The 15,291-nt window shown below is 64.9% G+C and carries 11 protein-coding genes and 1 riboswitch; of the genes, 9 read left to right on the top strand and 2 right to left on the bottom strand.

Annotation, left to right across the window (positions count from 1 at the left end; all coding sequences use genetic code 11):
- Positions 1-234: 234 nt before the first annotated feature.
- The 5 genes from acnD to ABE454_RS12820 all read left to right on the top strand — a co-directional run bounded on the left by acnD (position 235) and on the right by ABE454_RS12820 (position 8,023).
- Complete coding sequence (gene acnD, locus ABE454_RS12840; protein ID WP_346532222.1) at positions 235-2,859, top strand: Fe/S-dependent 2-methylisocitrate dehydratase AcnD; 2,625 nt, start codon at positions 235-237, stop codon at positions 2,857-2,859.
- Positions 2,860-4,062 (top strand): 2-methylaconitate cis-trans isomerase PrpF, encoded by a 1,203-nt coding sequence (prpF, locus tag ABE454_RS12835; protein WP_346532221.1) that lies wholly within the window; start codon positions 2,860-2,862, stop codon positions 4,060-4,062.
- A gap of 116 nt (positions 4,063-4,178) precedes the next feature.
- Positions 4,179-5,591, top strand: coding sequence for a short-chain fatty acyl-CoA regulator family protein (locus ABE454_RS12830; protein ID WP_346532220.1), 1,413 nt, complete (start codon positions 4,179-4,181; stop codon positions 5,589-5,591).
- 64 nt (positions 5,592-5,655) lie between these two features.
- Positions 5,656-5,871: riboswitch (cobalamin riboswitch) on the top strand.
- A 111-nt stretch (positions 5,872-5,982) separates the two neighbouring features.
- A complete protein-coding gene (locus ABE454_RS12825) occupies positions 5,983-6,966 on the top strand; it encodes a DUF1852 domain-containing protein (RefSeq protein ID WP_346532219.1) in 984 nt (327 codons plus the stop codon).
- A 28-nt stretch (positions 6,967-6,994) separates the two neighbouring features.
- Positions 6,995-8,023, top strand: coding sequence for a methionine synthase (locus ABE454_RS12820; protein WP_346532218.1), 1,029 nt, complete (start codon positions 6,995-6,997; stop codon positions 8,021-8,023).
- A 119-nt stretch (positions 8,024-8,142) separates the two neighbouring features.
- Here the strand turns inward: ABE454_RS12820 and ABE454_RS12815 are convergent, their stop codons facing one another.
- Positions 8,143-8,568, bottom strand: coding sequence for a hypothetical protein (locus tag ABE454_RS12815; protein ID WP_346532217.1), 426 nt, complete (start codon positions 8,566-8,568; stop codon positions 8,143-8,145).
- A gap of 56 nt (positions 8,569-8,624) precedes the next feature.
- Complete coding sequence (locus ABE454_RS12810; RefSeq protein ID WP_346532216.1) at positions 8,625-9,296, bottom strand: hypothetical protein; 672 nt, start codon at positions 9,294-9,296, stop codon at positions 8,625-8,627.
- 282 nt (positions 9,297-9,578) lie between these two features.
- Between ABE454_RS12810 and ABE454_RS12805 the strand changes: the two genes are divergently transcribed.
- The 4 genes from ABE454_RS12805 to ABE454_RS12790 all read left to right on the top strand — a co-directional run bounded on the left by ABE454_RS12805 (position 9,579) and on the right by ABE454_RS12790 (position 15,290).
- On the top strand, positions 9,579-11,159 hold the full coding sequence (locus ABE454_RS12805) for a serine hydrolase (protein WP_346532215.1): 1,581 nt from the start codon (positions 9,579-9,581) through the stop codon (positions 11,157-11,159).
- Positions 11,160-11,170: 11 nt separating this feature from the next.
- On the top strand, positions 11,171-11,911 hold the full coding sequence (locus ABE454_RS12800; protein WP_346532214.1) for an XRE family transcriptional regulator: 741 nt from the start codon (positions 11,171-11,173) through the stop codon (positions 11,909-11,911).
- A gap of 149 nt (positions 11,912-12,060) precedes the next feature.
- A complete protein-coding gene (locus tag ABE454_RS12795; RefSeq protein WP_346532213.1) occupies positions 12,061-13,041 on the top strand; it encodes a dipeptide epimerase in 981 nt (326 codons plus the stop codon).
- Positions 13,041-15,290 carry a TonB-dependent receptor gene (locus ABE454_RS12790; protein WP_346532212.1) on the top strand — a complete coding sequence of 750 codons (2,250 nt, stop codon included), beginning with the start codon at positions 13,041-13,043 and terminating at the stop codon, positions 15,288-15,290. Before ABE454_RS12795 ends, ABE454_RS12790 begins: the two co-directional genes overlap by 1 nt.
- Position 15,291: the final 1 nt, after the last annotated feature.

The following is a 15,291-nucleotide window of genomic DNA, read 5'->3' as shown; positions in this document are numbered from 1 at the left end:
ACCCCCACCCAACCCTCCCCCATCGAGGGGGAGGGCTTTGGGGCGAGTAGCTCTTTTGCAGCTTTTACAGATTTACAGGGCGGCGTTCACAAGTCTCCGCCTTTTCAGCCGTTCACCTGAGGTCGCGAGGGTCGGATAAGGGCCGCACGTCTGCGCATGGAACGCCGCCGCCGGTTTCGTCCGGCGCCGGACGCCGCCCGGCGCGGCCTCATGGAAGCAGGGACATCCGCGCTGATGAATACCGATTACCGCAGGCGGCTGCTGGGCACGCCCTTCGACTATTTCGACACGCGCGCCGCCGTCCACGCCATCCAGCCGGGCGCCTATGACCGCCTGCCCTATGTGTCGCGCGTGCTGGCCGAACAGCTGGTGCGCCGCTGCGATCCCGAACAGCTGACCGACGCCCTGACCCAGATCGTCGAGGGGCGGCGCGATCTGGACTTTCCGTGGTATCCGGCGCGCGTCGTCTGTCACGACATTCTGGGCCAGACGGCGCTGGTCGATCTGGCGGGCCTGCGCGACGCGATCGCCCAGCAGGGCGGCGACCCGGCCAAGGTCAATCCGGTGGTGCCGACCCAGTTGATCGTCGACCACTCGCTGGCGGTCGAACATGGCGGCTTCGATCCCGACGCCTTTGAGAAGAACCGCGCGGTCGAGGATCGCCGCAACGAGGATCGCTTCCACTTCATCGAATGGACCAAGCGCGCCTTCGAGAACGTCGACGTCATTCCGGCCGGCAACGGCATCATGCACCAGATCAATCTGGAGAAGATGTCTCCGGTGGTTCAGGTGCGCGACGGCGTGGCCTTCCCCGACACCTGCGTCGGCACCGACAGCCACACGCCGCACGTCGATGCGCTGGGCGTCATCGCCGTCGGCGTCGGCGGGCTGGAGGCCGAGACGGTCATGCTGGGCCGCGCCTCGATGATGCGGCTGCCCGACATCGTGGGCGTCAAACTGAGCGGACGGCGCGCGCCGGGCATCACGGCGACTGACATTGTTCTGGCCCTGACCGAGTTCCTGCGCGGGCAGAAGGTGGTCGGCGCCTGGCTGGAGTTCTTCGGCGAGGGCGCCGACAGCCTGTCGATCGGCGACCGGGCGACCATCTCCAACATGTGCCCGGAATACGGGGCGACGGCGGCGATGTTCTACATCGACCAGCAGACGCTCGATTATCTGAAGCTGACTGGCCGCGAACCCGATCAGGTGGCGCTGGTCGAAACCTACGCCCGCATCACCGGCCTGTGGGGCGAGACGCTGAAGACCGCCGAATATGAGCGGGTGCTTGAGTTCGACCTGTCGACGGTGGAGCGCAATCTGGCCGGGCCGTCCAACCCGCACCGCCGCCTGCCGACCTCGGCGCTGAAGGACAGCGGCGTCGCCGTCGGTCTGGCCGAGGCGCAGGCCGAGGAGCGCGAGGGCCTGCTGCCCGACGGCGCCGTCATCATCGCCGCCATCACCAGCTGCACCAACACCTCCAATCCGCGCAACGTCGTGGCGGCGGGCCTGCTGGCCAAGAAGGCCAACGCCCTGGGCCTGACGCGCAAGCCGTGGGTCAAGTCGTCCTTCGCGCCGGGGTCCAAGGTGGCGCGGCTTTATCTGGAAGAATCGGGCCTGCTGTCGGAACTGGAGGCGCTGGGCTTCGGCATCGTCGCCTTCGCCTGCACCACCTGCAACGGCATGTCCGGCGCCCTTGATCCGGCCATCCAGCAGGAGATTATCGACCGCGACCTCTATTCCACCGCCGTTCTGTCGGGGAACCGCAATTTCGACGGCCGCATCCACCCCTACGCCAAACAGGCCTTCCTCGCCTCGCCGCCGCTGGTGGTCGCCTATGCGCTGGCCGGGACGGTGCGGTTCGATATCGAGCAGGACGTGCTGGGCGTGGTCGACGGTCGCGAAATCCGCCTGAAGGACCTGTGGCCCTCGGACGAGGAGATCGACGCCGTGGTCGCTGCCTCGGTCAAGCCGGAACAGTTCCGCGCCGTCTATGAGCCGATGTTCGGCGCGCGCCGCAGCGGCGGGGTCAGCGTCAGCCCCCTGTATGACTGGCGCCCGCAGTCGACCTATATCCGTCGCCCGCCCTATTGGGACACCGAAGGCGTCGGCGCCCTGGCCGCCAATCCGCGCACCCTGACGGGGATGCGGCCGCTGGCGATCCTGCCGGACAACATCACCACCGACCACCTGTCGCCGTCCAACGCCATCTTAGCCACGTCAGCGGCGGGGGAGTATCTGACGCGCATGGGCGTGCCGGAGGAAGACTACAACTCCTACGCCACCCACCGGGGCGACCACCTGACCGCCATGCGCGCCACCTTCGCCAACCCCCAGCTGGTCAATGAGATGGCCGTGGTGGACGGGGCGGTGAAGAAGGGCTCCCTGACCCGCGTCGAGCCGGACGGAACCGTCATGCGGATGTGGGAGGCGATCGAGACCTATCTGGATCGCCGCCAGCCGCTGATCATCATCGCGGGCGCCGATTACGGGCAGGGCTCGTCGCGCGACTGGGCGGCCAAGGGCGTGCGGCTGGCGGGCGTCGAGGCCATCGTCGCCGAAGGGTTCGAGCGCATCCACCGCACCAATTTGATCGGCATGGGTGTCCTGCCGCTGGAGTTCAAACCGGGCGTGACGCGCCTGACGCTGGAGTTGGACGGGACCGAGGTGTTCGACGTTGCGGGCGAGCGCCGCCCCGGCGCCGACCTGATGCTGAGGATCCACCGCACGACCGGTGAGACGGTCGAACTGCCCGTGACCTGTCGTCTGGACACGGCCGAAGAGGTGCTGATCTATGAGGCGGGCGGCGTGCTGCAGCGCTTCGCTCAGGACTTCCTCGCCGCTCGGACGGAGGCCGCCTGAATGTCGCAACAGGCCCAGATCGCCATTCCCGCCACCTATATGCGCGGCGGCACTTCCAAAGGCGTCTTCTTCCGGCTGGAAGACCTGCCCGAGGCGTGCCGCGTTCCGGGCCGCGCCCGCGACCGCCTGTTCCAGCGCGTGATCGGCAGTCCTGACCCCTATGGCAAGCATACCGACGGCATGGGCGGGGCGACCTCCAGCACATCGAAATGCGTGATCATCTCGCCCAGCGCGCGGCCCGATCACGATGTCGACTATCTGTATGGGCAGGTGTCGATCGACACGGACTTCGTCGACTGGTCGGGCAACTGCGGCAACCTGTCGACGGCGGCGGGGGCCTTCGCCATCCATGCGGGCTATGTCCCGGTCGGGCCGGACGGGGTGCGCGCCGTGCGCATCTGGCAGGCCAATATCGGCAAGACCATCATCGCCCATGTGCCGGTCACGGACGGCAGGGTGCAGGAGACGGGCGACTTCGAACTGGACGGCGTGACCTTCCCCGCCGCCGAGATCGTGCTGGAGTTTCTCGACCCGGCTGAAGAGGGCGAGGATGGCGGCGCCATGTTCCCCACCGGCAATCTGATCGATGAACTGGACGTGCCCGAAACGCTGGTCGCGGGCGGCAGGCTGAAGGCCACCCTGATCAACGCCGGCATTCCGACGATCTTCGTCAACGCCGCCGACCTCGGCTATTCGGGCGCGGAGCTGCAGGGGGCGATCAACGACGATCCGGCCGCCCTGGCGCGCTTCGAGGCCCTGCGCGCCATCGGCGCCGTGCGCATGGGGCTGATCGACTCGCCAGAAGAGGCGGCCCGGCGTCAGCACACCCCCAAGATCGCCTTCGTCGCCCCGCCCGCAGACCATGTGACCTCCAGCGGCAAGGCGGTCGCGGCGGGCGAGATCGACCTGCTGGTCCGCGCCCTGTCGATGGGGCGGCTGCACCACGCCATGATGGGCACGGCGGCGGTCGCCATCGGCGCGGCGGCGGCGGTTCCGGGGACTGTGGTCAATCTGGCGGCGGGCGGCGGCGCGCGCGGCTCGGTCCGTTTCGGCCATCCGTCCGGAACACTGAGCGTCGGGGCCGAGGCTAAACAGGTCGATGGCGTCTGGACCGTCGCCAAGGCCGTCATGAGCCGCAGCGCGCGCCGCCTGATGGAAGGCCGCGTTCTGGTCCCGGCCGGGTCGTTCGACGCCGCCGACTGAGCCGTTCTTGCGTCGCTAGTATATTTGCAATATTTACACAAGACGCTGAAATCGCACGATTTATCGTGTAAATCTTGCCAAAATATCTGGCGCGGTCTGTAAAAGTTGCAAAACACATGAGCAAGACCTTCATGGGGGTGCGGCTGCGGCGGCTGCGCGAGGAGCGCGGCCTGACCCAGACGGCGGTCGCGCGCGCCCTGGGCATCTCCAACTCCTACCTCAGCCAGATCGAGCAGAATCAGCGCCCGCTGACCGTGCCGCTGCTGCTGAAGCTGAACGCCGCCTTCGGCGTGGACGTGCAACTGTTCTCCGAGGACGAAGAAGGGCGGCTGATCTCCGACATGCGCGAGGCGCTGGCCGAGGGCGGGGACGAGCCGGTCTCGGCGATCGAACTGCGCGAACTGGCGATGAACATGCCCGCTGTCGGGCGCGCGCTGGTCGCCCTGCACCGCAAGACGCGCCTGAGCGCCGAACGGGCTGAGATCATGGCCCTGCGGCTGGGCGAGGACGCGGCGGGCGAGGCCCCCGCGCGGATGCCGTTCGAACAGGTGCGCGACTTCTTCTATGCGCGCCGCAACCACGTGGCCGAACTGGATGAGGCGGCCGAGCGTCTCTATGCCGAGGCCGGGCTGTCGCCGCGTCAGGTGCGCCCCGGTCTGGTCGCCTGGCTGGCCGAACGGCACGGCGTCCGCGTCATCTTCGACGAGACGGACGAGGCGCAGCGCCGCTACGACGGGCCGAACCGGACCCTGTATGTCTCGGCCTTCATCAAGCAGGGACAGCAGGCCTTCCAGATGGCCCTGCAACTGGCCTTTCTGGAAGAGGGCGACCTGATCGAAAGCCTGATCGACGCCGCCCTGCCGCAGGAGCGCGAGACGCGCGACCTGCTGCGGATCGGTCTGGCCCAGTATTTCGCGGGCGCGCTGGTCCTGCCCTATGGCGACTTCCTGCGGCAGGCTGAGACGCACGGCTATGACATCGACCGGCTGGGGCGGCATTTCGGCGTGGGGTTCGAGACGGTCTGCCACCGCCTGTCGACCCTGCAGCGGCCGGGCGCCCAGGGCGTGCCCTTCTTCTTCATCCGGGTGGACCGCGCGGGGAACATCTCCAAGCGCCAGTCGGCCACGGACTTCCACTTTTCGCGCGTCGGCGGGTCGTGCCCGCTGTGGAATGTCTATGAAGCCTTCGTCCAGCCGGGCCGGGTCCTGACCCAGATGGCGCAGATGCCCGACAGCCGCACCTATCTGTGGATCGCCCGCACGGTCGGCAGCCCGGGGCCGGTCTATGGCGCGCCGGGCAAGACCTTCGCCATCGGCCTGGGCTGCGACATCCGCCACGCAGAGCGGCTGGTCTATTCCAAGGGTCTGAACCTGTCCGATCAGGCCGCCGCCACCCCCATCGGCGCCGGATGCAAGATTTGCGAGCGCCCGACCTGCCCCCAGCGCGCCTTCCCCTTCATCGGCCGCGCCCTGCAGATCGACATCAACCACAGCGCCGCCACTCCCTATCCGACAGCGGCCATGGTCTGAAACGATAATCACATAACTATATAAAGATATCTTTATATTGTTGTTGACTTGCGGCGGTGGTGTGGCACTGTTGCGTGGTCGTGGTTCTGCGCGCGGTCCTCGGACTGTGCGGAGCTAAGAGGGAAGCCGGTGGGACTTCGGTCGATGCCGGCGCTGCCCCCGCAACTGTGAGCGGCGAGCCGAAGGTCCATTTCGCGTCACTGGGGGTCCGCCCCCGGGAAGGCCGGGCCGGAAGCTATGACCCGCGAGCCAGGAGACCTGCCTCGACAGATATCGTCCTCCGGCGGGGTGTCCGGTCAGGCCGCATGAGCGCTGCGACGGGATGGCCCCCGTGTGCGGGCGGTCGCGCGTCCCTGTCCGCTGTCTCGCTACAGTATCAACGGCAGAGACCATGCTGAGCAGAGACTTCACATTCAGGATCAAGCGCACCGCGCTCGACGAGGATTATCATCCCGCCGAGAACACGCGCATCACGACGAACTTTGCCAATCTGGCGCGGGGGGAAAGCCGCCGGGAGAATCTGCGCAACACCCTGAAGATGATCGACAACCGCTTCAATTCCCTGGCGCACAGGGACAACCCCAAGGGGGATCGCTACGCGGTCGAGCTCAAGATCATCTCGGTTGAAATGAGCGTGTCCGCCGAGGACGACGACGCCTTTCCCCTGATTGAAATCCTTCAGACCACGGTCATCGACCGCAGCACCGATGAGCGGATCGAGGGGATCGTCGGCAACAACTTCTCCTCATACGTCCGCGACTACGACTTCAGCGTGGTTCTGCCCCAGCACATGAAGAACCACCCGGACGCCGGCGCTCCGCAGGACTTCGGCGATCTGCACGGAAAGCTTTTCCGCCACTTCCTGAATTCGAGCGCCTATCGCGATAATTTCGGCAAGCCGCCCGTCATCTGTCTGAGCGTGTCGAGCAACAAGGCCTATCATCGCACCGGCGAGGCGCACCCGGTTCTGGGCCTCGAATACGCCAATGACGAGTTTTCGCCGACCGATCAGTATTTCGCGAAAATGGGGATGAAGGTCCGCTATTTCATGCCCGCAAACAGCGTGGCGCCGCTGGCTTTTTACCACATCGGCGACCTGTGCGGGGACTACACCGATCTGGAACTGATCAGCACCATCAGCACGATGGAGACGTTCCAGAAGATCTATCGCCCCGAAATCTACAACGCCAATTCTCCGGCGACGGAGCATTACCAGCCGAGCCTGAAGTATCAGGACTATTCGCTGACGCGCATCGTCTATGACCGCGAAGAGCGCAGTCGTCTGGCCGTTGAACAGGGCCGGTTTGTCGAGGAGCGCTTCATCAAGCCCTATCGCGACATTCTCGACCAGTGGTCCGCCAGCTTCGCCGTTTGATCCGCCTGCAATCTCAAAGACATCCATCATGAAAACACTGTTGCCCACTTCGACCGCAGGCAGCCTGCCCAAGCCTGTGTGGCTGGCCCAGCCCGAGACGCTGTGGTCCCCCTGGAAACTTCAGGACGAGGAACTGATCGAGGGCAAGCAGGACGCCCTGCGTCTGGCGCTTGACGATCAGCGGCAGGCCGGAATCGACATCGTCAGCGATGGCGAGCAGACGCGCCAGCACTTCGTCACCACCTTCATCGAGCACCTCGAAGGCGTTGATTTCGAGACCCGCAAGACCGTCAGAATCCGCGACCGCTATGACGCCAGCGTGCCGACGGTGGTCGGCGCCGTGAGCCGCCCGAAGTCTGTGTTCGTCGAGGACGCCAAATTCCTCAGACAACAGACCGGCCAGCCGATCAAATGGGCCCTGCCGGGGCCGATGACCATGATCGACACCCTGTATGACGACCACTACGGCAGCCGCGAAAAGCTGGCCTGGGAGTTCGCCAAGATCCTCAATCAGGAAGCCCGGGAACTGGAAGCCGCAGGCGTCGACATCATCCAGTTCGACGAGCCCGCCTTCAACGTCTTCTTCGACGAGGTCAACGACTGGGGCGTCGCCACCCTGGAAAAGGCGGCCGAGGGGCTGAAGTGCGAGACAGCCGTCCACATCTGTTACGGCTATGGCATCAAGGCCAATACGGACTGGAAGAAGACGCTGGGCTCGGAATGGCGTCAGTATGAGGAAGCCTTCCCCAAGCTGAAGACGTCCAGCATCGATATCATCTCGTTGGAGTGCCAGAACTCGCATGTTCCGATGGATCTGATCGAACTGATCCGGGGCAAGAAGGTGATGGTCGGGGCCATCGACGTGGCGTCCAACACCATAGAAACGCCTGAACAGGTCGCCGACACCCTGCGCAAGGCGCTGCAGTTCGTTGATGCGGACAAGCTGTATCCCTCGACCAATTGCGGCATGGCGCCTCTGTCGCGTCGGGTCGCCAACGGCAAGTTGAAGGCCCTGAGCGCGGGCGCGGAGATTATCCGTAAGGAATTGGCCGCTTGATCCACATGAATACTCATTATGAGGAGATCACGTCTTGAGAATGGGCGGATGAAGTGGCGTTTTCTGGCTGCCTGACCGAGGCATGGATGCATGCAGGGGGGCAGAGGAACGACGCTGCTTCAATCCGTGTCGGGCAGCCAGGATTCGCCCTGGGCGATCGTGCGTTCGGACAGAACGTCGACGTCCAGCCGTGAATCCAGACCGCTGTCTTCGTCGCTGATCCTTCGGATGACGGCGGATCCGAGCACTTCGCCGTAGATGACTTTCGCGACGATGAGCGCGGGGTCGGGCGTATGTTCATAGACCTTCGGGCTGGATGAAGGGGCCAGCAGCATCTCATCCGTAATTACGGCGTGATAGTGCGTCATGAACCAGGCTTTGGAGCTTTCGTTGTAGACGAAGGGCGATCTGGAGGCGTGGAGCTGGCGCTTGAAGCCCAGCCAGCGCCCTAAATCTGACTTTCCAGGCGCGGTGGTGATGAAGATATGGACCCTGTCGCCGGCGCGGGCATGGACGGATGCAGCAAACCAGAATGACTGTTTCATGATGGTCCTGTGGGCGGGTGATCGTGACGGCTGGGACTGAAATCCGTGCTTGACCGCTAGAAAGGGTCGTGGGGCGCTTGATCCGCCATTGAACGGTTGAGCCATCGAGCGGCGGCCTGAACAAAGGAGACCTGGCGGTTGACGAAGCCGCCCGTTTCGCCGCTCGCTTCTGCTTGCTGGCAAAGCTCAAGGGCCTGTGCTCTGCGATTGTCGGCGATGAGGGTTGTTATAAGGCTGGCCAGTATGGCGGGCTGATCGTCCAGCACCTTGCGGCATTCCCCCGCGAACCAGGAAAGGGAGAGGGGCGGGGCGGCGTCAAGCTGTTCGGCGGCGATGCGCAGGGCGTCTGATGCTGTGGCTGTCGCGGAGGGCTGTTCAGGCACGCTGATCTCGGCGATGTCCAGTGAGGGGCATGTCCAGGCGCCGAGCGCGCGGAAGGACAGGCTCTCACCACGGTTTTCCGGAAGGTCGAAAATGTCCCAGAAAATCGGATCTATGGCCATCGGCTTGGCGCTGAGGCGTACCTGGGTCTGTGCGGAGAGCAGACTTGTTTCGAGCGCGCACGTCACAAACCACTGCCCGTGTTCCTTGAATAAAAGACCCTGAACGGATTTCCATCCTGACGCCTTCGCTCCATTTTTGAGCGCTTTTGAAAGTGTTCTGGAATAGGCGCAGCGATTGGCTGTAGAAATTATTTTAATCGTTTGGAGTGAGGTGTCGCCGGTCATGTCAAATTTACACCTTACTTTTTTCTCGTAAATTTAGTGACGGTGCAGATTAGTTCAAAATGTCGACCTTGAAAGTGAGGCTTTATTTGATAAAGTGTCGTGTTATTTCAATGAATATTTTATGATATTTCTTCTTTGCGCGGCTGATCCGGCGTTATAGCGATGCCGAACAGGTCGTTCGCTGTGTCGATGGCGATGCTCGTTCGTTTGCCCAGCATCACCAAGATTGATATTGCAGAAAATGCAAAAAATGATCAGGGTCGCGGCAAGGGAGAGGCGATCATGATGTCACGCATATTGAACCACGGCGCTGTTCTGGCGGCGGCCGTCTGTATGGTCAGCATCGCGGCGACGGCCCAGGCGGCCGACAGCGGCCGTCGGCTGACGGAGCGTCAGATCGATGAGGTGGTCGAGGCCGCCCGCGCGTCGTTCGAGATTCCCGGCGTCGCCATCGCCGTGATCCAGCCGGGGCAGGCGACCTATCTGAAGGGCTATGGCGTCGTCGATCACCGCAGCCCGACGCCGGTGACGGCCGACACCCTGTTCGGCATCGGCTCCATCTCCAAGGCCTTCACCACCACGACGATCGCCCTGCTGGAGCAGGAGGGGCGGCTGAACTGGGACGATCGGCTGATCAATCACCTGCCGGAGTTCCGCCTGTCGGATCCGTGGGTGACGCGGGAATTCACCGTGCGCGACATGGTCACCCACCGCGCGGGTCTGCCGCCCTATGCCGGCGATCTGGCCATGCTGAACGACAGAAAGGCAAATCTGCCGTCCATCTATCGCGCCCTGGCCAATCTGGAGCCGAAGACGAGTTTCCGCACGGAATACGCCTATGACAACCTGCTCTACATCATCGCGGGCGACCTGATCAAAAGGGTGACCGGGCGGTCGTGGCAGGAGGAGGTGCAGGCGCGTTTCCTGACCCGTCTGGACATGCAGACCTGCGTGCCGGATGAGCGTCAGCTGGGCCCGGATGCTAACCGCGCCATCGCCCATGACTATTCGGACGGCAAGCTGGAAGTCGTCGACTTCCCCATGCCGGCCATCACCCTTCCGGCAGGCGGGATCTTCTGTAATGCGCGCGGCATGGCGCAGTGGATGGCCTTCAATCTGGACCCGTCGAAGGGGCCGGAACTGGACGCTGTGCGCCGGGCCGAGCTTTACCGCCCGGTCACCCTGATGCCGGTGAACCGTCAGGCCTCGCCCTATCAGCCGGGAACGACGTTCAGCGCCTATGCCCTGGGCTGGACGGTTCAGGACAGTTTCGGTCATCGCGAGGTGCAGCACGGCGGCGGCCTGCCGGGCATGGTCAGCTATCTGAGCCTTTATCCGGACGACGGCTTCGGCGTCATGGTTATGACCAACAAGACCAGCGGCGCCGCCCGCGCCATCGCCCAGCAGCTGGCGGCGCTGAAGTTCAGCGCCAACCCCGTGCGCGCGATCGCCGATCAGGGCCGGGCCGAGATGGCGGCTGTCCGTGCGGCCCGGGCCGAGGTGGCCAGCGCCGGAAACGGCCCGGCCACGGATCAGGCGGCGCGTCCGGCCCTGCCGCTGGCGCAATACGTCGGTCGCTATGAGGACGCCTGGTTCGGCGACGTCGAGGTGCGGGCGGACGATCAGGGGCTGATCATGGATATGGGCTCTGACGCCATGACCGGGCGGCTGCGCCATATCGACGGCGACCGCTTCATCGCCGCCTGGCGCGATCGTGGCCTGAACGCCGACGCCTATGTGAACTTCCGGGTGAATCCGGTGGGCGAGGTCAGCAGCATCGAAATGGCGCCGGTGTCGCCGCGCACCGACCCCTCATACGATTTCGGAGACCTGCGTCTGGTCAGGCAGAAGAAGCAGCCTTAAGGGACGGGGGCATGACGCGCCCCTACGTCCCGCCTGTCCAAGACGATGAAGCCGCCATGGGCGGCGCCGCCGTGCGCCGCATCCGCAAGAGCCGCCGGCTGACGCTGGAACAGTTGGCGCAGCTGACGGGCATTCCGGCCTCTTCATTGTCGCGGATCGAGAACACGCGGTTGCGCCTGACGCTGGACAAGATGCACCTGCTGGCCAAGGCGCTGGACGTGCCGGTCGAACGCCTGCTGGGCGAGGCCCTGCCGGACGCAGCGGCGGCCGAAGGCGCATCCGGGCGGGGCGTCGGCTCGCCTCTGGAAAGCTGGGCGGCGCCCGGCGGTCTGCGGATCGACCGGGCGCTGGACCGACGACCGCAACGGTTCAAGGACGCCCGCGTCCATTATATGTTCGGCGCCGATGAGGCGCGGGCGCTGGACTGCGCCTATGTCCAGTTCGAGCCGGTCAGCGTCTGGGACTCCGAGTTCATCCGCCACCCGGGCGAGAAGACCGTCTACGTCGTCCGCGGCACGGCCATGGCCTATGTGCAGGGGCGCGAGCCGCTGCTGCTGGAAGAGGGCGACGTCATGCATATGGACGCCTCGGTCTGGCACAGCGTGGTGGCGGTGAACGGGCAGGCCGAGGCCTTCGTCACCTATTATCACGGCGCCCGCCGGGGCCATGACGCCTTTGAGAGCGGCGCCTTCGACCGCGGGGACTGGGCGGTCCTGAATGCAGAAGGGCAGGCGGAGCCGGACGCCGACTGATCGAAGGGGGCGCCCAGGCGTGGCGCTCGCCTTCGGGCGGGTTCTTGCGCGCAGTCATTTTGATTATGCAAATATTGCAATATTTGCTCTTGCCCTGCGTCAAATTTCACGAATATTGCTGAGAGTGCAAACGTATCCGGGGAGGGGTCGTGAAGCTCACAGCCTTGAAGCGTCGTCTGGAGCTGACGACGCCGTTTCGTGTGTCTTTCGGTGAAATCTCCGGCATGGACGTGGTGGAGCTCGCCGTTCAGGGCGACGGCGTCACGGGCCGGGGCGAGGCCTGTCCGATGCCCGTCTTCGGCCACACCGCCGAGGTTGTTCTGGAGACCATCGCAGAGGTCGCGCCCGATATCGAAGCCGGGCGGCTGGACCGGGCGGGCTTGCAGACGCGTCTGCCGGCGGGACCGGCGCGCAATGCGCTGGACTGCGCCCTGTGGGATCATGAGGCCAAGCGCACAGGGCGTTCGATCTGGGATCTGACCGGGATCGCTTCGGTCGCCACGCTGGAGTCCGACATCACCATCGGCATCGAGACGCCGCAGGAAACCGCGCGTCTGGCCGGGACGCTGCGCGATGCGGGGATGATCAAGCTGAAGCTGGGCGGGCCGGACGACATGGCCTGCGTGCGGGCGGTGCGCGATGTGCTGCCGGACACCCGCCTGTTCGTCGACGTCAACGGCGGCTGGACGCTGGACCAGCTGAACGCCTTTGCGCCGGAACTGGCGGCGCTGGACGTCTTCATGATCGAGCAGCCCCTGCCGCAGGGGCAGGACGAACAGCTGGACGGCTATGTCGGCGCCGTGCCGCTGTGCGCCGATGAATCCTGTCAGGACCGGGCAGATCTGGACCGGCTGCAGGGGCGATACGCCTGGGCCAACATCAAGCTGGACAAGACCGGGGGCCTGACCGAGGCGCTGGCGCTGGCCGAGGCGGCGCAGGCGCGCGGCATGAAGCTGATGGTCGGCTGCATGATGGGGTCCGGCCTGGCCATGGCGCCCGCCTATGTCGTCGGCGCCCTGTGCGAGGTGGTCGATCTGGACGTGATGCTGCTGCTGAAAAACCCCGCCGACGCCGCCGTGCGGCACGACGGGCGGCGCCTGATCGGCTTCGGTCGCGAGGTGTGGGGCTGATGATGATCGTCCAGGGAGGGATGAACCGGATGAACGGCAAGACGACTTATGCAGGCGCCAGCCTGATGGCCCTGACGCTGGCCCTGGGAGCGACGCTGGCGGCGACGCCGTCGCTGGCCCAGACCGAGCAGGCGACATCCGTCGGCGACATCGTGGTGACGGCGCAGAAGCGGTCGCAGAACCTTCAGGACGTGGCGAACTCCATCGCCGCCCTGTCCAGCGCCGAGATCATGGAGACCGGCAAGAACGGTCTGGCCGACATGGTGGCCTCGGTTCCCAGCCTGTCGATGGTGTCGCAAGGGCCGGGTCTGTCGACCATCGCCCTGCGCGGCGTTTCGACCGGCGGCGTGCGCAACGACGAGCCGCAGAACAAGGAGACGGTCGGCGTCTATATCGACGAGACGCCGATCTCGGTGAACGGCTTCAACCCGGATCTGGGCCTTTATGACCTGTCGCGGGTCGAGGTGCTGCGCGGACCGCAGGGTACGCTGTACGGTTCGGGCGCCATGGGCGGCGCCATCCGCATCATCACCAACAAGCCGGACCTGAGCGACTTCTCCGCCTCGGTCGAGGGCTCGGCCTCGCACACCCGCCACGGCGAGGCGAACTACAGCGCCAAGGGCATGGTCAACCTGCCGCTAGTGACGGACGCCGTGGCCCTGCGCGCGGTCGCCTATCACACCTATCAGGGCGGCTATATCGACAACATCGCCACCGGCGAGAAGAACCAGAACGACGCCACGACGACGGGCGCGCGCCTGCAGCTGGGCGCCCAGCTGACGCCGGATCTGCGCGCCAATCTGACCTATATGTATCACGACCTGGAGACGGGCTCGCGCGCCAGCCAGTCGGGGCCGTATCAGCGCAGCTTCCGCGTCTTCGACGGGCTGAACGACCGGATCAATATCTACAACGCCACGCTCGACTATGATCTGGGCTGGGGCTCGATCAGTTCCTCGACCTCCTATCTGGACAAGAAGAACACCAACCGCAGCAGCCTGGAGCTGCTGATCAAGGCGGCGGTGGGGCTGGATTCCCTGTCGCCCCTGATCGACACGACCGAGATCAAGGACTTCTCGCAGGAGATCCGCATCGCCTCCAGCGGCGAGGGGCGGCTGAACTATATCGCGGGCGTCTTCTATCAGGACCGCAAGCGCGACTATACGCAGGACGCCATCGCGCCCGGCGTCGACGCCCACACCGGGGCGCCGTCATCGGACTATGGGGCGCTGGTCCCCGATCAGGTCTTCTATGGCTTCCAGAACATCCGCCAGAAGCAGAAGGCCCTGTTCGGCGAGCTGTCCTACAAGATCACGCCGCGGCTGACGGCGACGGCGGGCCTGCGCTATTTCGACTTCAGCGAGAAGTATGAAACCTTCTCGGCGGGTCTGCTGAACGGCGGTTCGGACCGCTATAAGGGCGACTTCTCCGAGGACGGTTTCACGCCCAAGTTCAATCTGTCGTTCGACGCCACGCCCGAGAACATGATCTATGTCCAGGCGTCCAAGGGCTTCCGTCTGGGCGGGGTGAACACCACGGTTCCGGCCGATCTGTGCCGCGCCGATCTGGACACGCTGGGCCTGAGCGAGACGCCGGGCAGCTTTGGTTCGGACTCGGTATGGAACTACGAGGTCGGCTCGAAGAACCGCTTCATGGACCGGCGACTGACGCTGAACGCCAGCGTCTATTACATCGACTGGAGCGACATTCAGACGACGATGAGCCTGCCGTCCTGCTCCTTCTCGTTCCGCACCAATGCGGGCAAGGCGCGCAGCATCGGTACGGAGATTGAGGCCCGCTTCGCCCTGAACGAGACGCTGGACGTCTATGGCACGCTGGGGCTGACGGATTCGGCCCTGACCGAAGACGTGATGTTCTCGCCGTGGAAGGATGGAGACCATGTGCCCGGCGTGGCGCGCGAACAGGTCAGCGCGGGGGCCCGCCAGGCCTTCACCGTGTTCGAGTCCCAGGACGCCTATGCCCGTATCGACTACAGCTATACCGGCAAGATGAACACGCGCTTCGATACGGGCCACGCGCTGAACCGGTCGTATGGCGACTATCACATGGTCAATCTGGCGGCGGGCGTGCGTCTGCCGGGGCGGCCGATCGAGGCCTCGGTCTTCGTGCGCAACCTGTTCGACGACGATGGTCTGGTTCAGGCCAGCCCGGCCGGGCTGTCGGCGCCGGAGAGCTGGATCACCGTCCAGCCGCGCACCATCGGCTTTACGATACAGGCCTATTTCTGAA

This window comes from Brevundimonas diminuta (assembly GCF_039673845.1).
In the GTDB taxonomy this organism is placed as follows: Bacteria; Pseudomonadota; Alphaproteobacteria; order Caulobacterales; family Caulobacteraceae; genus Brevundimonas; species Brevundimonas diminuta_E.
Note: the sequence above shows the minus strand (reverse complement) of the source record. Positions and strands in the feature narration are given on the sequence as shown.